The organism is Staphylococcus sp. HMSC070D05, assembly GCF_001815595.1.
Taxonomy (GTDB): Bacteria; Bacillota; Bacilli; order Staphylococcales; family Staphylococcaceae; genus Staphylococcus; species Staphylococcus hominis.
On sequence record NZ_KV821158.1, the window covers coordinates 1 to 20657 of the forward strand.

The following is a 20657-nucleotide window of genomic DNA, read 5'->3' on the forward strand; positions in this document are numbered from 1 at the left end:
ACAACTACAATCAATGCAATCCAACCAGAAGTGGTTAAAAAATCAGAAGCAAGACAAGCAATTGATGAAGTAGCAAAAGTAAAAAAAGAAAAAATTAATCAAATGCTAGATGCAACTGAAGAAGAAAAAGAAGCAGCAAAACAAAAAGTAGATGAAGAAGTTATAAAAGCGAAAAACAATATAGATCAAGCTACGACAAATGACGGTGTGAATAATGCTAAAACAACTGGTAAAAATACTATTGAAAATATACAACCAGAAGTAGTTAAAAAATCAGAAGCAAGACAAGCGATAGATGAAGCAGCAACTCTTAGAAAAAATCTAATTGATCAAGATAATTCGACAACAAAAGAAGAAAAAGACATAGCTAAACAAAAAATTGATGATGAGGTTAATAAAGCTAAAAGAAATGTTGATCAATCAATAAATAATTCCAATGTAGATAATGCACAAATTAATGGTATAAGTGCAATAAATAATATAAATGCGGTAGCTTTGAAAAAAACACAAGCAAAAAAATCTATAGATGATGAAGTAACAGCAAAAAAAGCAGAAATTGATAGTAATCATGAAGCAACGAATGAAGAAAAAGAAATGACAAAACGTAAAGTAGATGAAGCAGCAACAAAAGCGAAACATAATGTTGATCAATCTACAACGAATGATACAGTAGATCAATCAACTCAAATTGGAATTTCAATTATATCTCATATTCAACCAGAGACAATACAAAAATCTTTAGCTAGACAAGCGATAGATGATGAAGCAACAATTAAAAAAGCAGAAATTGAGAATAATCACAATGCAACAAAAGAAGAAAAGGATGTGGCTAGACAAAAAGTAGATGAAGAAGTTATAAAAGCAAAGAATAATATTGCTCAATCTACGACTAATTCTGATGTTGAAATAGCCAAAGAAAGTGGTAAACATGCTATTGATGAAATCCAACCAGAAATAGTTAAAAAATCTGTAGCTAAACAAACTATCGACGAATTAGCTAAACAAAAGAAAGCAGAAATTGATCAAACACCAAACGCAACAAAAGAAGAAAAGGATGCAGCAAAACAAAAAGTAGAAGAGGCATTAATGAGAGCTAAAAAACTGATCGAAGGTGCCAATACTAACTCAGATGTCGATCAGACTACAGAGCAAGGTAAACAATCAATTAATAGTATTCAAGTTGAAGTTATTAAAAAAGCAGATGCTTTATCTAAATTAGAAGTGGAATTACAAAAATTAAAAGATAAAGTATCATCTGATCAAACATTTACAATAGATGAAAAACTATTCATAAAACAAAAACTTGATGAATCATATAAAAAAGCAGAAGAAAAAGTAAACCAAGCTCAAACTAATAAACAAGTTGATAATATAAAAATACATTATCTTCAAGAATTTAATAAAATAGTTCTAATCGACAAAGTAAAATTGAAAGCTAAATCTCAAATTTTTGATGTAGCAAATAAACGTAAAGCGTATATTAAAGGATTAACAAATATATCAGAATATAATAGAAATAAAGCTTATAAACAAATTGATGTTTATGTTATGAAAGCCTTAAATAAATTAGCTGAAAATGTGACTACTAATGATATTAATGAATTAACGAGAGTGACTATTAATGAGATTGAACATGTGAATGTTAAGCAATTTGAAAATAACTTTGGATTGGTTAATGACAACAAAGTTACATTTAATAATTTCAATAATAAATTTAATGTAAATAATAATCATTCAAAATTAAATACTCTACCTTATACAGGTGAAAATGAAAACTCATTATTATTTTTAGCTGATTTCATATTACTAAGTGGTCTTCTGTTATTATTAAAACGAAGAAAAAAAGAAGATAAATAATAAAAAATAAATTCAGTTATCTTCGTATATAAAATATGAAATAAAAATACACTCCAAAAGTTATAATTTTATCTAGCTTTTGGAGTGCTTTTTATTTTTAAGGATATATAAATTGTCTAGATTCGCTTCCAGCAACGTGTCCAGTAACTAAAGCACTTGTAATATTGTAGCCGCCTGTATAACCATGAATGTCTAATACTTCTCCACATAAAAATAAACCAGGTTGAATTTTTGACATCATTGTTTTAGGCCATATTTCTTTAAGAGAAACGCCACCACCAGTAACAAATGCTCTTTCAATTGAAAGAGTACCATTAACAGTGAAAATGAATTGTTTGAAATGTTCTGCGAGGTGGGTCAACTGTTGATTTGAAAGATGATGAAATGTTGTATTTTCATTAATATTAGCCTGTTCTAGCATAAATAATAAATATCTTTCTTCTATTAAACCACGCAGTGCATTTTTTATATATTTGTCTGGTTCTTCGCTTAAGATTTTCTTTATTTTATTTTCTAAATCTTGTAAAGAAATCTCTGGAAATACATCTAGCTGTAATTTTATCTCTTGTTTTTTCTGATTTTTTTGTTCTTTATAAACGAATTGGCTACAACGTAATGCAGCTGGTCCACTTACACCAAAGTGTGTAAAAATCATATCCATTTGATGACTAATACGTTTTTTACCATTTTTCTTTAAAACTGATAATTCTACATCTTTTAAACTTAAGCCTTTAAGTGTTTTATTTTTAATAAAAGATTCACTAGATGTAATAGGAACTTCAGTAGGGAATAATTCAGTAATAGTGTGACCTAGATTTTTAGCAAATCTATAGCCATCACCTGTAGATCCTGTTTGGGGGACGCTTGTTCCACCAGTCGCAATAATAACTGTTTTTGATTCAAATTCACCATCTTGTGTTTTTACTATAAAAGATTGATCATTTTTAGAAATGTCATTAACAACAGTTTCCTCTTTAATTTCAACGTTGTTATTCTTAATTGTATTAACTAAAGTATCAACGATATCTTGTGATTTATTTGAAACTGGAAACATTCTTCCATGATCTTCTTCTTTCAATTTTATACCACGACTTTCAAAAAATTCTATTATGGATTCGTTATCAAATTTTGAAAATGGACTATATAAAAATTTACCGTTTCCAGGTATATTTTTGATGATTTCTTCGTAAGGTAGGCGATTAGTCACATTACATCTACCACCACCAGAAATTTTTAATTTTCTTCCAAGCCCTTTTTTCTTTTCGATTAATAGAACCTTATTACTATTATTTTCACTCGCAGCAACTGCTGCCATTAATCCGCTTGGTCCACCGCCAACGATTATTGTTTGATACATATATTAACCTCCGTTATCATACATTTATATTCTACATAAATACTTATTATTTTGCGAACCGAAGTAGAAGTTTGCCTTAAAAGTGTATTAAATACATAAATAAAAGAGCTTACAATATTTTTAAGTAATGGTAGTGAGAATAATTGATTAAAAAACTTAAAAAGAAACGAGAAACAATAAGTATTTTGTGATATATTTTATAGTAATGCAAGTCCTTAGTTTAGACAGATGTATAACGACATAGTTTGATTAAATTAAAGATAGGAAGATTGAATATGAGTGAAAATAAGGAAATGGTGCGCGGAACCTTTTTAATAACATTTAGTATTTTAATTACTAAAATTCTAGGTGTTTTATTTGTAATTCCTTTTTATGCGATTATGGGTGCAAATGCAGAGGAAAAGTTAGCGCCATTTAACTATGCTTATGTTCCTTATAATATTGCTATTGCTGTCGCTACAGCTGGAGTACCTTTAGCAGCTTCAAAATTTGTAGCAAAGTATAATGCAATAGGAGCATATAGAGTAGGACAAAAACTCTATAAATCGAGTTTTATCGTAATGTCGATATCAGGTATTATAGGATTTTTAATATTGTTTTATTTAGCCCCTGATATTGCAGTTATTACTTTAGGTCAAAAAGAAGGAAAAGGTGGATGGTCAGTACCAGAGATTACTTGGATTATTCGTATCATCAGTATAGTAGTTGTTTTTATCCCACTATTAGCAACATGGAGAGGGGTATTCCAAGGTTATCAATCGATGGGTCCAACTGCTGTATCTGAAGTTACTGAACAATTAGCCAGAATTACATTTATATTAATAGGTAGTTATTTAGTTTTAAATGTTTTTCATGGTACATATCTACAAGCCAATGGTGTAGCTACATTCGCAGCCGCTGTGGGAGCAATTGCAGGTTTATTTACTCTTTGGTATTACTGGAAAAAACGTAAACCTCACATTCAAAAAATGGTAGAGTCTGATCGTACAGGATTAGACATTTCTTATGGAAGTATGTATAAAGAAATTATTGCATACAGTATTCCGTTTGTAATTGTTAGTTTAAACTTCCCTTTATTTAACCTTGTTGATCAATTTACACATAACAATGCATTAGATGCAGCAGGATTCCATGCAAATAAAGATTATTTCTTTACGATATTAAACTTTACAACAAATAAAATTGTAATGATTCCAACATCACTTGCAGCAGGTTTTGCGGTAAGTTTAATACCATATATTACTAAAACATATGCAGAAGGTCGTTTAACTGAAATGCATCGTCAAATTAAAACATCAATCGGTGTATTAATGTATATTACAGTTCCAGCAAGTTTAGGAATAATGGCATTGGCTGCGCCTTTATATACAGTTTTCTATCAGTATAATCCAGATGGAAACAAAATGTTATTTATCTATGCCCCTGTAGCAATATTAATTTCTTTACTCAGTGTTACTGCTTCGATGTTACAAGGTATAGACAAACAAAAATTGACAGTGTTTGTCATTTTAGGAGCTGTTGTATTAAAGTTAGCACTTAATATTCCATTAATTATGACTTTCCATACTGCAGGAGCAATTTTAAGTACTGCTATTGCATTGAGTTTTGCGATTATAGCAAATTTCTTTATTTTAAAAATATATGCGAAATATGAATTTACAGAAACATTTGTGCAAGTAGCGAAAATTTTTATTTATAGTTTAATCATGATGATTAGTGTGGAAATTGTTTACTTAATCTTAGGTCATTTTGTCCCTGTAGAACGTAAATTTGGAGCAATGATTATATTACTCGTTGGGGTCATTGTAGGTGCTTTAGTGTATGGTAGTATCACAATTAAAAATCGATTAGCTGATCAATTTCTTGGTGAATTACCAGAAAAAATTAGACATAAAGTTGGATTTTTAAGATGAGATTAGATAAATTTTTATCGAATATGGGAGTTGGCACGCGTACTGAGGTAAAGCAGCTTTTAAAGAAAAATAGTGTCAAAGTTAATGATAAAGTGGAAAAATCGCCTAAATCCCAAGTGAATCCTGAGCAAGACGAAATTACTGTAGATGGCAAAATAATAGAGTATATTAATCATGTTTATATTATGTTAAATAAGCCTAAAGGATATGTTTCTGCTACTTATGACGATATAAATCAAACAGTGATAGATCTTATTGCTGATTACCGCCATCTTGATATATTTCCAGTAGGCAGACTAGATAAAGATACTGAAGGTTTATTACTTATCACTAATGATGGACAATTTAACCATAATTTAATGAGTCCATCTAAACACGTTTCTAAAACGTATAAAGTAGTCTCTAAATACCCTATTAAAAACGAAGATATTATTGCCTTTAAAAAGGGAATTGAATTATCAGATGGCAAAGTAAAACCAGCACAACTTGAAAAACTAGATCATAATGTATCTTTAGTTACTATTTATGAAGGAAAGTATCATCAAGTGAAAAGAATGTTTCATTCAATTGATAATGAGGTATTAGAATTAAAACGTCTTAAAATCGCTAATTTGACGTTAGATGAAAACTTAAAATCTGGAGAGTATCGTTTACTAACTTCAGAAGAATTAAAACTTTTATAGTAATAAAAAAGAAATGGGGTAATATGATGGCTAAAAGTGCAGGTTTATTAAGAATTGTAGCAGGGATTGGTGCAGCAGCGGCTGCAGTAGCATTATCACGTGAAAGTAGTAGAAATAAATTAAAAGCTGAGTATAATAAATATAAAGAAAATCCAGAAGGCTATAAACAAAATGCGAAAGGACTAGTTAATGATATTAGTTCAAAAGCAAATGAAACAATTCAAAACGTAAAGAATGACCCACAAGGTTATGCAAATCGTTTAAAAAATGATCCTAAGTCTTTATTACAAGATGAAAAATCTAAATTCACTAATGTGAATACTAAAAAAAATGATACACATGAATTAGCAGAAGGTAAATTCGATGATGAAGGTGGCACAACTGTTAATAATAATTTAAGAGTAGTCACTGAAGAAGATTTAAAAAACAATCATAATGCCTTAGATGATAGACATTAAATTTAAATTTTAAAGAAGTGAGAAAATTTTTTCTCACTTCTTTTTTTTATATGTACTATGTAATTTTCTGACATCTTATTGTCATTTAATACTAGATTTATGTAAAATAATAGGTATATCTATTGAAAAGGAAGTTGATCTCTAATGTGGAAAGAAAAAGTACAAGAATATGAAAGCCAAATTATTGAAGATTTAAATGGATTACTTTCAATCAAGAGTGTGAGAGATGATAGTCAAGTTTCAGAGGAAACACCAGTTGGTCCTGGACCTCGTGAAGCTCTTGATTATATGTATAAAATTGCTCAAAGAGATGGTTTTTCTACCCATGATGTTGATCATATTGCTGGAAGAATTGAAGCAGGTCAAGGTGAAGATGTATTGGGAATTTTATGTCATGTAGATGTTGTTCCTGCTGGAGACGGTTGGGATTCTGATCCATTTAAACCAGTTGTAACAGATAATGCTATTGTGGCAAGAGGCACACTTGATGATAAAGGTCCAACTATCGCTGCTTACTATGCAGTTAAAATTTTAAATGAAATGAATGTAGATTGGAAAAAACGTATTCATATTATTATTGGTACAGATGAAGAATCTGACTGGAAATGTACAGAAAGATATTTCAAAACAGAAGAAATGCCTACTTTAGGTTTTGCACCAGATGCTGAATTTCCTGCTATTCATGGAGAAAAAGGAATTACAACATTTGATTTAGTCCAAAATGTAGGCTCACATCATACTGATGATTCAGAAGCAAAACTTCTTTCATTTGAATCTGGTCAACGCTATAACATGGTTCCTGATCATGCTAAAGCACACATTTTGGTTGAAAAAAATATGACAGACGTCGTTCAACATTTCGAATATTATCTAGACCAACGTCAACTAGAAGGCGAAGCGGTTGTAGATAATGGTGAATTGGTATTAACTGTTGAAGGGAAAGCCGTCCATGGTATGGATCCTTCACTTGGTGTGAATGCTGGTTTATATCTTATTGACTTCCTATCAACTTTGGATCTTAATCAAGCTGCAAAAGAATTTGCTGAATTTAGTAACCGTTATTTACATGAGTCCCATTTTGGAGAAAAAATGGGTATGAAATTCCATACTGATGTCATGGGAGATGTGACAACAAATGTAGGTATCATTACGTATGATAAAGAAAAAGGTGGCAAATTTGGTATCAATTTACGTTATCCTAAAGGCTTCGAATTTGAAACTGCTTTAGAACGTTTTAAAAATGAAATTAAATCTCAAGGATTTGAAATAGAATTAGGTAAAGTTCAACAACCTCATTTCGTAGATAAAAATGATCCATTTGTACAAAAACTTGTCACTGCTTATAGAAATCAAACAGGTGATATGACAGAACCTTATACTATTGGTGGAGGCACTTATGCACGTAATCTAGACAAAGGTGTCGCATTTGGAGCTATGTTTGAAGATTCAGAGGATTTAATGCATCAAAAGAATGAATATATTACTAAAAAACAATTATTCAACGCAACAAGTATCTATTTAGAAGCAATTTATTCACTATGTGTGGAGGGATAAATAATGACAAAAGTATTTATTAACGGAGAATTTTTAAATCAAGAAGACGCAAACGTTTCTTATGAAGATCGAGGTTATGTATTTGGAGATGGTGTATATGAATATATTCGTGCATACAACGGTAAATTATTTACAGTAACTGAACACTTTGAAAGGTTCCTTAGAAGTGCGAGTGAAATTCAAATCGATTTAGGCTATACTGTCGAGGAGCTAACAGATATTGTAAGACAGCTTTTAAAAATCAATGATATTCAAAATGGTGGGATTTATATTCAAGCTACAAGAGGTGTAGCACCAAGAAACCATTCTTTCCCAATACCAGAAGTTAAACCTGTTATTATGGCATTTGCTAAAAGTTATGATCGTCCATACGACGACTTTGAAAATGGCATTAATGCTGTAACAGTTGAAGATATTAGATGGTTACGTTGTGACATTAAAAGTTTAAATTTATTAGGAAATGTTCTTGCTAAAGAATATGCAGTTAAATATAACGCAACAGAAGCCATTCAACATAGAGAAGAAACTGTTACTGAAGGTGCGTCAAGTAATGTGTATGCGATTAAAGATGGAGAAATCTATACACATCCCGTTAATAATTACATTTTAAATGGTATTACTCGAAAAGTAATTAAATGGGTTGCTGAAGATTACAATATACCATTTAATGAGGAAACATTTACAGTTGATTTCTTAAAAAATGCAGATGAAGTTATTGTGTCTAGTACTTCTGCTGAAGTAACACCTGTCGTTAAGATTGATGGTGAAATTGTAAATGATGGTAAAGTAGGTCCAATTACTAAAAAATTACAAGAAGGATTCGAAAAGTATATTGAATCAAAAAGTATCAATTAACTTTAAATTTCTTCAACGATGATGTATATGATATGTTATAATATTTGTAAAGTATTCGGGATTTTAGCTTTTTCATACTAGTAAAATGTATCATTTTGTTTCTCATTTTCAGTTGAAAAATGAAGCTAAAAATTATAAAATCATCATTGAGTGATTAAAGAGATAAGGTAAAAAATTCAAATAATTTGGGACATTTAAATAATAATTTTACCAATATAACAAAATCAAAGTTAGAAATATAATCGTTAGATAAAAAGCGATGATTAAATTAGATATATGGCTCTTGAAAAACTATATTTCTCGAGCCATTTTCTAGTTGAAAGTGAGGTGAACGAGTTGGAGCAGTTTTATCAATTAGGGTGGACGCTTGATTCCGCAGGTGGAGCATCTGGAGAAGCGTATATGGCTGAACAAGATGGACAAAAATTATTTCTTAAACGTAACTCAAATCCATTTATTGCAGCATTATCTGCAGAAGGTATTGTGCCTAAGTTAGTTTGGACAAAACGTATTGAAACTGGCGAAGTTGTAACAGCACAACATTGGAAAAATGGTAGAGAACTTACACCATCAGAAATGTCTCAAAGAAGAGTTGCTGAACTTCTCAAAAAAATACATGGTTCAAGACCACTACTTAATATGTTAAAACGTATGGAAATGGAACCTATTACCCCAAATATTATGTTAAAGAAAATTAATGCTTCTTTGTCTAGAGAAGTATTAACTCATCATATTATTCGAAAAGCATTAACTTACTTGGAAGACCATATTCCTAATTTAGATTCATGTTTCTTTACAGTAGTTCATGGTGATGTTAATCATAATAACTGGTTACTTTCTGATCGTGATGAGTTATTTTTAGTAGATTGGGAAGGTGCAATGATTGCTGACCCAGCCATCGATATTGGTATGCTGCTATACAACTACGTTCCAAAACAACAATGGTCTAGCTGGTTTAATACTTATGGTGTTAAAGAAAGTATGGACTTAAATAAACGTATGAAATGGTATACTGTGATTCAATCAATCGGTATGATTCAATGGTATGAAGAACAAAAGAGATTTAAAGATATGAATATATGGCTCAAATTTTTAAATGAGGTAATGAATAGTAATTTATTTATTTAAGGAGATTTAATACATGAGAGTCCGTTATAAACCTTGGGCAGAAGATTATTTGAAAGAACATCCTGACCTAGTAGACATGGATGGTTCACATGCTGGCAAAATGCGTGATTGGTTTGATAAGAAACAGCCAATCTATATTGAAATCGGTTCAGGAATGGGCCAATTTATAACTACACTTGCAGAGCAACATCCTGAAATTAATTTTGTTTCTTTAGAACGTGAAAAAAGTGTTATGTATAAAGTGCTTGATAAAGTAAAAGATAAAGGACTCACAAATTTAAAAATGATTTGCAATGATGCAATTGAATTAAATGAGTACTTTAAAGAGAATGAAGTATCTAGAATTTATTTAAATTTCTCAGATCCTTGGCCTAAAAAAAGACACGCAAAACGTCGTTTAACGTATCGAACTTTTTTAGCTCTATATGAACAAATTCTTAAAGAAGATGGAGAAATACATTTTAAAACAGATAATAGAGGTTTATTTGCTTATAGTCTTGAAAGCATGTCACAATATGGAATGTATTTCACAAAATTAAATTTAAATCTTCATGACGAAGATGATGAAGATAATATATTAACTGAATATGAGAAGAAATTTTCTGATAAAGGTTCCCGTATTTATAGAATGGAAGCCAAATTTCATAAAAATTAATAAATAATATATTAAAAACAACACACGAGCGTAAGAAGAAATACAATTCTTACGCTCGTGTGTTGTTTTATCATGCATTGCTCTTTATGATAAGTATAAGTACATATGTGTTACATACATTGTTATTTAAATTTATGGGTAAGAACATATGATAAACATTCAATGCAATATATCAGAGGGAAAAATTTAGTTCATATTTCATCCAAAATGATGATTGAATTTTGTATTATCATAATAATCGTTACCTTACTGTTAAGTTCGAAAATGATAAAAAAGTAATAAAAACATTAAACAAATGTAATTTAAAATATGAAGCGGAAAAAGTATTAAAATATTTTTTAAATATTAAAAATAATATTAATTTTCTTCAATAGTAAGTATTTCACCTGTATGTGCATCAGCATAGAAGGTATACTCTATATCATGGTTGTTTTTATTTTGAGTAATACCACCTTGATAGACAAGACGATTTAAATATTGCTCTTTATTTTGCAAAGGTTCATGAAGAATGTAAGAACCTTTAATATCCATAAAATATGATTTTACTTCCTCTAATATTCTATCCGGATTTTTTACTTTTTTGTTTTTCAATGTACGATAGAGTATAAAAGCCGTAGATACTCCTATGGTTATTACGATGGGAATTGAGATATATTTTATAGTTTGACGAGTCATAATTATCGAATCTAACCTTTCTATTAATAGTTCTTATTATTAGTTTACCATAATCAAAATGATATAATAAATTTAAGGAGCGTGTTTATGTAATGGAAAACGATAAAACTTTACTTCGTATAAAAACATTAACAGAATTACATGGAGCACCAGGCTTTGAAGAAGAAGTACGTGACTACATGAAAAAAGAAATGACACCATTTGTAGATGAAGTGATAACAACTCATATGGGAAGTATGTTTGGTGTAAAAAAATCAAAAAAACAAAATGCAAAGCATGTGATGGTAGCGGCTCATATGGATGAAATTGGCTTTATGATTACGAATATCACTCAAAATGGCATGTTACAGTTTACTAACTTAGGCGGTGTATCTAATGATATATGGCAAGGACAACGCCTGCAGGTTAAAAATAGAAATGGTGAAAAAATTGTAGGCGTCGTTTCGAATATACCAAAACATTTTAGAACAGGTAATGAAGCCGTTCCTGAGATTAAAGATTTAATGTTAGATATAGGAGCAGAAAGTGATAAAGAAGTTCGATTACGTGGAATAGAAATAGGAGACACAATTGTTCCTTTTACACCATTCACTCAATTATCCGAACATCGATATAGTGCTAAGGCATGGGATAATCGTTACGGTTGTGTCTTAGCAATTGAAATATTAGAATTACTCAAAGATGTAGAATTAGATGTAGATTTATATGTGGGTGCAAATGTTCAAGAAGAAGTTGGATTAAGAGGTGCAAAAGCATCAACTGAATTAATACAGCCAGATATTGCATTCGTTATAGATTGTTCTCCTGCAAATGATATTAAAGGTAAGCAGCAATTATCTGGTCAATTAGGTGAAGGAACATTAATTCGAATTAAAGATGGTACAATGATTCTCTCTCCACGTTTCAGAGACTATCTACTGGAGTTAGTTGATACATTTGATATTCGTTCACAATATTATATTTCACCAGGTGGTACAGATGGGGGAGAAATTCATAAAGCAAATAAAGGTGTACCTACAGCAGTGATAGGAGTGTGTGCAAGATATATTCATAGTACAGATGCGGTATTTGATATTAGAGACTATTATGCTGCGCGTGAATTATTAAAACAAGCTGTGAGTCACTTAACAAATGAAAATATTTTAACATTACAATTTCAAAGTGAGGAGAAATAATATGATTACATTAGAAACTGAAAAACAATTTGAAGAATTGAAAAATGAACAAACGGTATTTGAATTTACAGCTGGGTGGTGTCCAGATTGTAAAGTGATTGAACCGGATTTACCGAAATTAGAAAAAAAATACTCTAATTTTAAATTTGTATCAGTAGATCGAGATAAATTTATAGATTTAGCAATTGAAAATGATATTATGGGTATTCCAAGCTTTCTCGTATATAAAAATGGTGAATTAATGGGAAGTTATATTGGAAAAGAACGAAAATCAATTGAACAAATTGATTCATTTTTAAGTCAATATGTGTAAATGGATAATTAGGACTTAAATTTTCTTATCTATATGAAAGAATAGCCTAATTTTTCTGTAATTGAAGCTCTTTTTATTGTAAAATATTGTAAGGTACGAAAATAGGAGTGTTTTAATATGAACGTCTTTCAAATGAGAGATACATTAAAACAACGTTTAAAGCATTTAAACGTTGATTTTAAGTTTGATCGTGAAGAAGAAACATTACGTATATATAGACGAGATAATTTTAAAGGCGTAACTATCAAGCTTAATGCAATTGTAGCAAAGTATGAAGAACAAAAAGAGAAAATTGTTGACGAAATTATCTATTATGTTGAAGAGGCCATTGCGCAAATGGATGATAATGGTCTATCTAAAGTGAAAGATATTCAAGTTATGCCTGTAATAAGATCAACTAGTTTTGATAAAAAAACTAAAGAAGATCATCAATTTGTTATTGAAGAACATACTGCAGAAACTAATATTTATTATGCACTTGATTTAGGAAAATCGTACCGATTAATTGATGAAAGTATGTTAAAAACACTAGGTTTAACTACACAACAAATTAAAGAAATGTCGTTGTTTAATATACGTAAACTTGAAAATAAATATAAAACAGATGAAGTAAAAGGAAATATTTTTTATTTTATCAATTCAAATGACGGATACGATGCGAGTCGTATTTTAAATACAAAATTTTTAAATGACATTGAAGCTCAATGTGAAGGTGAAATGTTAGTCGCTGTTCCTCATCAAGATGTATTAATTATTGCTGATATACGCAATAAAACAGGCTATGATGTTATGGCACACTTGACGATGGAATTTTTTACTAAGGGACTTGTACCTATAACGTCACTTTCATTTGGTTACAAAAATGAACATTTAGAGCCGATTTTTATTTTGGGTAAAAATAATAAGCAAAAAAGAGATCCAAACGTTATTCAACGTTTAGAAACTAATCGTAAAAAATTTAATAAAAAATAACTAATAATACGTTAAAAGGAGAATTTAAATGAATTTATTTTATAATAAAGAAGGCGTAGGGGACGTTGCATTTTTACAAATTGAACCAACAGATGGGCCTTTTGAATATGAAATAAAAAATAATGTGGTCGCTATTAAACATGAAAATCAAATTGTTGGATTTAATATTTTTGATTTTTCTAAAGTATATTCAATTAGTAATAATGGTCATATTAAATTAAATGAAACGCTTGTAGAAGCTATACAGCAATCCATTACAAATGCAGGTTTTGATTATCAACTTGAAGCGGACTTATCACCTAAATTTGTTGTAGGTTATGTAGAAACTAAAGAAAAGCATCCTGATGCAGATAAATTAAGCATTTTGAAAGTTGATGTTGGTAGTGAAAAATTACAAATCGTGTGTGGTGCGCCAAATGTAGAAGCAGGTCAAAAGGTTGTCGTAGCTAAAGTCGGTGCAGTTATGCCAAGTGGAATGGTAATTAAAGATGCTGAGTTACGTGGTGTTGCATCAAGTGGGATGATTTGTTCAATGAGAGAATTGAATTTGCCTAATGCACCTCAAGAAAAAGGAATCATGGTATTGTCTGATGATTATAAAGTAGGCAATGCATTTTTTGATTAAAAAACTAGGAAGGATGTGGATGTATGAGTTGGTTTGATGAATTATTTAGCAATGATAAACATTCTGATGAAGAATTATTAAGACGAAAAAATAAACGTCGACATAACTCAGAAACACAAAAGAATGGTGAGCATACCTTACTTCCTGAAAATGATGATATCTATAATCGTCCGCGTGGAAAATTTCGTTTTCCTATTGATTTAGGGCAAGATGCTGAAACATCTGATGAAGCGGTTTACAGAGAAGTTGATGAAGATGAATATATGTCGCAGAAACCATCTAAAGTTGATAAAGACTTTAGTTATGGCGCTTATAGTTATGATGAAATAGATAATAATAACTATTCTCAAACTTATGATAGTGCGACAGATACTCGAAGACGCAGAAGAAGACAATATACAAATCATGATGATACTGGAGTGCCTTCAATTAAAGAAAGACCTTCTAATAAACGTCATAAGTCGTTGAATGATACACAATTAAGTGAGCGTAATAATAGAAAAACGACTTCTCAATATCAAAAGCATACAAATAATCATTCTCATGTGAAATTACAATCGGAGCGTTTTAAATCAAACTATAAAACGACATCGAATTCTACATATCACCATTCAAGTTTTAGAACTTCAGAAGTACCGTCTGCAGTATTTGGTACAAAAAAACGCCGACCAATTGAAAACGGTGTTATCCCTCCACTAAAAGAGAAAGAAAACGACGATAAAAATAATTCAAAACAAAATCAAACGGCACAAAGAGTATCTGATAATGATGTAAAAACAAACAAAAGTAAGTCTAAAAATGAACCGTTGAGTCAAACTAAGTATGAAGATACTGATGTTTCAATCATTAATGACCAAAATTCTAATATTTATGAAACGACATTTTCAAAAAGTAAAGTCCCTAATTTTTCTCAAAAAGATAATACGGTGAATATTGAGAATATTTATGCGTCACAAATAGTAGAAGAAATTAGACGTGAAAGAGAAAAAAAAGCACAACAAAAACGCAAATTTAAAGAAGCTTTACAGAATAAGCGTCAACAATCAGCGGATAATGATAACGGAATCCAAAAAGTTATCGATGAAATGTATGCAAATCAAGCTAGACAGTACACTGGAGAGAGTTCTCTAGACCATAAAGAAAATAATGATGACGAGAGAACGACACATACAGAAGATAGTACTGATAAAATGGAAGACTCGAATGGGAACACTACGGATAATCATGTGAGTGATGAAGAGACTCAAACTGATTCAAATATGTCTAATTATGATGATGATGAGCAGTATCAATATGAAGAAATTGATTTGAAATCTGTTCCAAATATTCAAACTGTTAAAGATAAAGATGTAGAAATACGAGAAGTTAACGATACGACATCTAAAGACAAACATAATGATGAACCATTGTCAGATGATAACCTTAACGTAGCACCTATACACTCAACTAAAGATAAACCTCATTATCTTAATAAAAATGATGGTGCTCATTTAAATAAAGTTAATGAATTGCAGGACGATAATTATGCTTCAAAGGAAGAAGTAGAGGAAGCAAAGTATCATGAGATGAACGCAGATGTAACTAAACAATCAAATCATCACGATGATGACATTAACCATTCAATTGATAATGCAATTGAGACAGATACTGAGTATGCTTCTGAACAAGTTGAACATAACAACGATTCAGTTCATGACTCACCATCAACATCTAACACTGAAGATGAAAAATTAGAAGATGATGACGCTCAAATAGTTGAAAATGAGAATGTTTCATCATCAATTAAATCTTCAATCATTCCTGGTAGTAGACCTTTTAACGTTGTGATGACGCCATCTGACAAAAAGCGTTTGATGGATACTAAAAAATTCAAAAAATCTAATAAAATTAGCGTTCCAGAATTAAAACCAGAGACAAAATTGGAAAGTAAATCAGTTAGTACACCAAGTTCAAGTCCATCAGTAAAAACGACTAATAATCATGAAGAGGATACTAAAAAGAATATTAATGAACAATCACTTCAAGATCATCAAGAAGATGAAACGAGTGAACTTTCAAATGTACAAAATGAAAATACACAAACCATATCTATGACATTAAATACTCAGAATGAAGAGCAAGATGATAAAGAACAACACGAAAGTAAAGCTGTGATTAGAAAAGGTCCTAATATTAAATTACCAAGTCTTGAATTATTAGAAGATCCGGAAATTCATCAAATTGATGACACATGGATTGAAGAGAAAAAACAAGAATTAAATGATGCGTTTTATTACTTTAATGTTCCTGCAGAAGTTCAAAACGTGACTGTAGGTCCAAGCGTAACACGATTTGAGTTAGCTGTTGAAAAAGGTGTGAAAGTTTCAAGAATTACTGCTTTGCAAGATGATTTAAAGATGGCATTGGCCGCTAAAGATATAAGAATTGAAGCGCCTATTCCAGGTACAAGCTTGGTAGGTATTGAAGTACCAAACCAAAATTCTTCAAAAGTAAGTTTAAAATCAATCTTAGAATCACCTAAGTTTAAAAATACTGAATCTAAATTAACAGTAGCTATGGGTAATCGGATTAATAACGAGCCATTATTAATGGATATTGCTAAAACGCCTCATGCTCTAATAGCTGGAGCGACTGGTTCAGGTAAATCTGTATGTATTAACAGTATATTAATGTCATTATTATATAAAAATCATCCAGAAGAGTTAAGGTTATTATTGATTGATCCAAAAATGGTTGAATTAGCGCCATATAATGACTTACCACATCTTGTTTCGCCAGTTATTACAGATGTTAAAGCAGCTACTCAAAGTTTAAAATGGGCTGTTGAAGAGATGGAAAGACGCTATAAACTGTTTGCAAAATATCACGTACGTAATATTACTGCTTTCAATAAAAAAGCGTCTTACGAACAACGTATGCCTAAGATAGTCATTGTTATTGATGAATTAGCAGATTTAATGATGATGGCTCCACAAGAAGTAGAACAATCTATTGCTAGAATTGCTCAAAAAGCTAGAGCTTGTGGTATTCATATGTTAGTAGCGACACAAAGACCTTCAGTTAATGTTATTACTGGACTTATTAAAGCTAATATACCAACCCGTATTGCATTTATGGTGTCTTCAAGCGTGGATTCTAGAACTATTATTGATAGTGGAGGCGCTGAAAGACTATTAGGGTATGGTGATATGCTATATTTAGGTAGTGGTATGAATAAACCTATACGTGTACAAGGTACATTTGTATCTGATGAAGAAATTGATGATGTCGTTGATTTCATCAAAGCACAAAGAGAACCAGAATATTTATTTGAAGAAAAAGAATTATTGAAAAAGACTCAAACTCAAGCACGAGATGAATTATTTGATGATGTTTGTAGTTTTATGGTCAAAGAAGGACATATATCTACTTCATTAATCCAACGACATTTCCAAATTGGTTATAATCGTGCAGCAAGAATCGTCGATCAATTAGAACAACTAGATTATATATCTGGAGCAAACGGCTCTAAACCAAGAGATGTATTTATTACTGAGACAGATTTAAAGAAAGATTAATTTTAAAGGAGTTTTATGGATATGACGCATTATCATTTTGTCGGAATTAAAGGTGCAGGAATGAGTTCATTAGCACAAATTATGCACGATTTAGAGCATGAAGTTCAAGGCTCAGATATTGAAAAATATGTATTTACAGAAGTAGCACTTAAAAATAAAGGGATTAAAATCTTACCATTCAGTGCAGATAATATACATGAAGGAATGGTAGTTATTCAAGGTAATGCATTCCCTGATACACATGAAGAAATTGTTAGAGCACATGAATTAAAGTTGAATGTGATTAGATATCACGACTTTCTTGGTCAAGTCATTAATCAATATACATCGGTAGCAGTGACAGGTGCTCATGGTAAAACGTCTACAACTGGTTTATTATCTCACGTTATGAATGGCGACAAGAAAACATCATTCTTAATTGGTGATGGCACAGGTATGGGCTTACCAGGGAGTGATTATTTTGCATTTGAAGCGTGTGAATATAGACGTCACTTTTTAAGTTATCACCCAGATTATGCAATTATGACAAATATTGATTATGACCATCCTGATTATTTTAAAGATATCGATGATGTTGCCAGTGCTTTCCAAGAAATGGCAAATAATGTGAAAAAAGCTATTATTGCTTGGGGAGATGATAAACATTTAAGAAATCTAAAAGTAGATGTACCTATTTATTATTATGGTCTTAGTAAAAACGATGATGTATATGCAGATAATATACAAATAACCGAAAATGGTACTCAGTTTGATGTGTATATTAATGAAAAATACTATGATCAATTTTTAACACCACAATATGGTAATCATAATGTTCAAAATGCCTTAGCGGTCATTACAATTAGTTATCTTGAAAAAATGGATGTTAATAATATTAAAGAAGCTTTAGAAACATTTGGTGGTGTAAAACGTCGCTTTAATGAAACTTTTGTTTCAAAACAAGTATTAGTAGACGATTATGCTCACCATCCAAGAGAAATTAGTGCTACAATTGAAACAGCACGAAAAAAATATCCAAATAAAGATGTCGTTGCAGTATTCCAACCTCATACATTTTCAAGAACTCAAGCTTTCTTAGATGAATTTGCTGATGCATTAAGTAAAGCAGACTATGCATTTTTATGTGAAATTTTTGGTTCAATACGTGAAAATACTGGAGAATTAACTATCCAAGATTTAATAAATCGTATTGACGGATCTGCGTTAATCGATGAAAATAGTATTGATGTATTAGAAAAATTTGATAATGCTGTTATTTTATTTATGGGTGCCGGAGATATTCAAAAAATCCAACGTGCTTATGAAGAAAAAATTGGTATGTCAAAAGAATTCTAATATGTTTATATATAATTATTATGGGTATTTATAATTAATGACTTTTATTTTAAAAGAATATTTAGGAGGCGTTTTTTATGCATTGGATTTTACCAATTGCTGGAATTATTGCTGCAATCGCATTCTTAATTTTATGTATTGGAATTGTCGTAGTTTTAATTTCAGTTAAGAAAAATTTAGATCATGTGGCTAAAACACTTGATGGTGTTGAAGGCCAAGTTCAAGGTATTACTCGTGAAACTACTGATTTACTTCATAAAGCTAATCGCTTAACTGAAGACATTCAAGGTAAAGTTGAACGTTTAAACTCTGTTGTTGATGGCGTTAAAGGTATTGGCGACTCAGTTCAAACTTTAAATAGCTCAGTTGATCGTGTGACTAACTCAATCACACATAATATTTCTCAAAATGAAGATAAAATTTCTCAAGTAGTTCAATGGTCAAATGTTGCAATGGAAATTGCTGACAAATGGCAAAATAGACACTATCGTAGAGGAAGTGCAAACTACAGAGCTAATTCTGTAGCTAATGATGCAAATCAAAATTACACTACAAACGTTGAGAAAAACTTTTAATATGATTCAATCAAATGCACTTAAATGAGGTTTTTACTTGTTTAAGTGCATTTCTTATAGGAGGAATAAACATGAGTAAGAAATATAATCGTGACTCATTTGAAACGAACAACACTGGCAATGATTTACATGGTAGAGGTGCGAATCAACAAGAAGACGTAGCGCAAAGTAGTGCAACAAAACACTACGATAGAGATGCATTTGAAACAAATAACTCAGGTAATGACTTACATGGCCATGGCGCAAATCAATCTAATGGTGACGTGCACACAAATGCGACGAAACATTACGATAGAGATGCATTTGAAACAAATAATTCAGGTAATGACTTACATGGTCGTGGTGTAAATCAATCAAACCAAAACAACTTTGTTAATACACCACATTATAATCGTGATGACTATGAGCGTTATAATCATCCAAAATTCTCAAATCAATCTATTAGTGATACTAATCAAGAGATTGATTATAAAACTTATTATAATGATCCGAAATTTAAGTCTCGTAAACGTTTTATTGTTAGCTTTATTACTGGTGCAATCATTGGCTCAACTATTGGCCTTTTAACTAAAAATAAAGCAAATCAAAAAATTGATGATTTAAAAGCAAAAGAACAAGAAGTTAAAGATAATTATTATAGTATTAAACAACAAACAGAAGAAACAATTGATAATGTAAGACATAAAATTGAAGACTTAAAAAATAGAAAAAATACAGCTATTTCTTCCGATGAGCTTGCAGCACAACGTCGAGCAATTCAATCAGAAACATCAAATCATTTAGCAGATGAATCACCATTAGCAAAAGAAATACAAGAAGCTAAAGCGGAAACTACAACAAAAGAAAATAATGATTTTAATAATGAACATAATAGTGCGGAGGAAATTGTAGCACAACAAAATGCTATTAAAGCTGAGTTGTCAAATAACTTAGCAGACGAATCACCACAAGCGCAAGAAATACAAGAAGC

At 30.7% G+C, this 20657-nt stretch carries 17 protein-coding genes and 1 pseudogene; 16 read left to right on the plus strand and 2 right to left on the minus strand.

The window, feature by feature from the left end; genetic code table 11:
* The coding region (locus tag HMPREF3046_RS10185; RefSeq protein ID WP_141755537.1) for a DUF1542 domain-containing protein at positions 1-1857 on the plus strand (1857 nt) is incomplete at its 5' end.
* A 97-nt stretch (positions 1858-1954) separates the two neighbouring features.
* Here the strand turns inward: HMPREF3046_RS10185 and HMPREF3046_RS10190 are convergent.
* Positions 1955-3214, minus strand: coding sequence for a BaiN/RdsA family NAD(P)/FAD-dependent oxidoreductase (locus HMPREF3046_RS10190; protein ID WP_070719295.1), 1260 nt, complete (start codon positions 3212-3214; stop codon positions 1955-1957).
* 275 nt (positions 3215-3489) lie between these two features.
* Here HMPREF3046_RS10190 and HMPREF3046_RS10195 point away from each other — a divergent pair, with 275 nt between their 5' ends.
* The 7 genes from HMPREF3046_RS10195 to trmB all read left to right on the plus strand — a co-directional run bounded on the left by HMPREF3046_RS10195 (position 3490) and on the right by trmB (position 10460).
* Positions 3490-5127: a putative polysaccharide biosynthesis protein gene (locus tag HMPREF3046_RS10195; protein ID WP_070719297.1), complete on the plus strand. Its 1638-nt coding sequence runs from the start codon at positions 3490-3492 to the stop codon at positions 5125-5127.
* On the plus strand, positions 5124-5810 hold the full coding sequence (locus HMPREF3046_RS10200) for a pseudouridine synthase (protein ID WP_070719299.1): 687 nt from the start codon (positions 5124-5126) through the stop codon (positions 5808-5810). The genes HMPREF3046_RS10195 and HMPREF3046_RS10200 overlap by 4 nt, the downstream gene beginning before the upstream one ends.
* A 26-nt stretch (positions 5811-5836) precedes the next feature.
* Complete coding sequence (locus tag HMPREF3046_RS10205; RefSeq protein WP_070719300.1) at positions 5837-6268, plus strand: YtxH domain-containing protein; 432 nt, start codon at positions 5837-5839, stop codon at positions 6266-6268.
* Between the two features lie 144 nt (positions 6269-6412).
* The gene (gene pepV, locus HMPREF3046_RS10210) at positions 6413-7822 is read left to right on the plus strand and encodes a Cys-Gly-3M3SH dipeptidase (protein WP_070719302.1); all 1410 of its coding nucleotides are present in this window, start codon (positions 6413-6415) and stop codon (positions 7820-7822) included.
* A gap of 3 nt (positions 7823-7825) precedes the next feature.
* Positions 7826-8677, plus strand: a complete 852-nt coding sequence (dat, locus tag HMPREF3046_RS10215; protein ID WP_070719304.1) for a D-amino-acid transaminase — start codon at positions 7826-7828, stop codon at positions 8675-8677.
* Between the two features lie 336 nt (positions 8678-9013).
* Positions 9014-9805, plus strand: coding sequence for a phosphotransferase family protein (locus tag HMPREF3046_RS10220; protein ID WP_070719306.1), 792 nt, complete (start codon positions 9014-9016; stop codon positions 9803-9805).
* Positions 9806-9818: 13 nt separating this feature from the next.
* A complete protein-coding gene (gene trmB, locus HMPREF3046_RS10225; RefSeq protein ID WP_070719308.1) occupies positions 9819-10460 on the plus strand; it encodes a tRNA (guanosine(46)-N7)-methyltransferase TrmB in 642 nt (213 codons plus the stop codon).
* 357 nt (positions 10461-10817) lie between these two features.
* Here the strand turns inward: trmB and HMPREF3046_RS11400 are convergent, their stop codons facing one another.
* The gene (locus HMPREF3046_RS11400; RefSeq protein ID WP_242291023.1) at positions 10818-11138 is read right to left on the minus strand and encodes a PepSY domain-containing protein; all 321 of its coding nucleotides are present in this window, start codon (positions 11136-11138) and stop codon (positions 10818-10820) included.
* A gap of 89 nt (positions 11139-11227) precedes the next feature.
* Here HMPREF3046_RS11400 and HMPREF3046_RS10235 point away from each other — a divergent pair, with 89 nt between their 5' ends.
* The 8 genes and pseudogenes from HMPREF3046_RS10235 to HMPREF3046_RS10270 all read left to right on the plus strand — a co-directional run.
* Positions 11228-12310 (plus strand): M42 family metallopeptidase, encoded by a 1083-nt coding sequence (locus HMPREF3046_RS10235; RefSeq protein WP_070719311.1) that lies wholly within the window; start codon positions 11228-11230, stop codon positions 12308-12310.
* A 1-nt stretch (position 12311) separates the two neighbouring features.
* Positions 12312-12623, plus strand: a complete 312-nt coding sequence (locus tag HMPREF3046_RS10240; protein WP_002449688.1) for a thioredoxin family protein — start codon at positions 12312-12314, stop codon at positions 12621-12623.
* A gap of 117 nt (positions 12624-12740) precedes the next feature.
* The gene (locus HMPREF3046_RS10245) at positions 12741-13595 is read left to right on the plus strand and encodes a DUF1444 domain-containing protein (protein WP_070719314.1); all 855 of its coding nucleotides are present in this window, start codon (positions 12741-12743) and stop codon (positions 13593-13595) included.
* Positions 13596-13623: 28 nt separating this feature from the next.
* Positions 13624-14220, plus strand: coding sequence for a YtpR family tRNA-binding protein (ytpR, locus tag HMPREF3046_RS10250; RefSeq protein WP_070719315.1), 597 nt, complete (start codon positions 13624-13626; stop codon positions 14218-14220).
* Between the two features lie 23 nt (positions 14221-14243).
* Positions 14244-17777: a DNA translocase FtsK gene (locus HMPREF3046_RS10255; protein WP_070719318.1), complete on the plus strand. Its 3534-nt coding sequence runs from the start codon at positions 14244-14246 to the stop codon at positions 17775-17777.
* 21 nt (positions 17778-17798) lie between these two features.
* On the plus strand, positions 17799-19112 hold the full coding sequence (gene murC, locus HMPREF3046_RS10260; protein WP_070719320.1) for a UDP-N-acetylmuramate--L-alanine ligase: 1314 nt from the start codon (positions 17799-17801) through the stop codon (positions 19110-19112).
* A gap of 77 nt (positions 19113-19189) precedes the next feature.
* A complete protein-coding gene (locus tag HMPREF3046_RS10265) occupies positions 19190-19687 on the plus strand; it encodes a DUF948 domain-containing protein (protein ID WP_002449680.1) in 498 nt (165 codons plus the stop codon).
* A 71-nt stretch (positions 19688-19758) separates the two neighbouring features.
* Positions 19759-20657 (plus strand): annotated as a pseudogene (locus HMPREF3046_RS10270) (hypothetical protein); the annotation flags it as partial.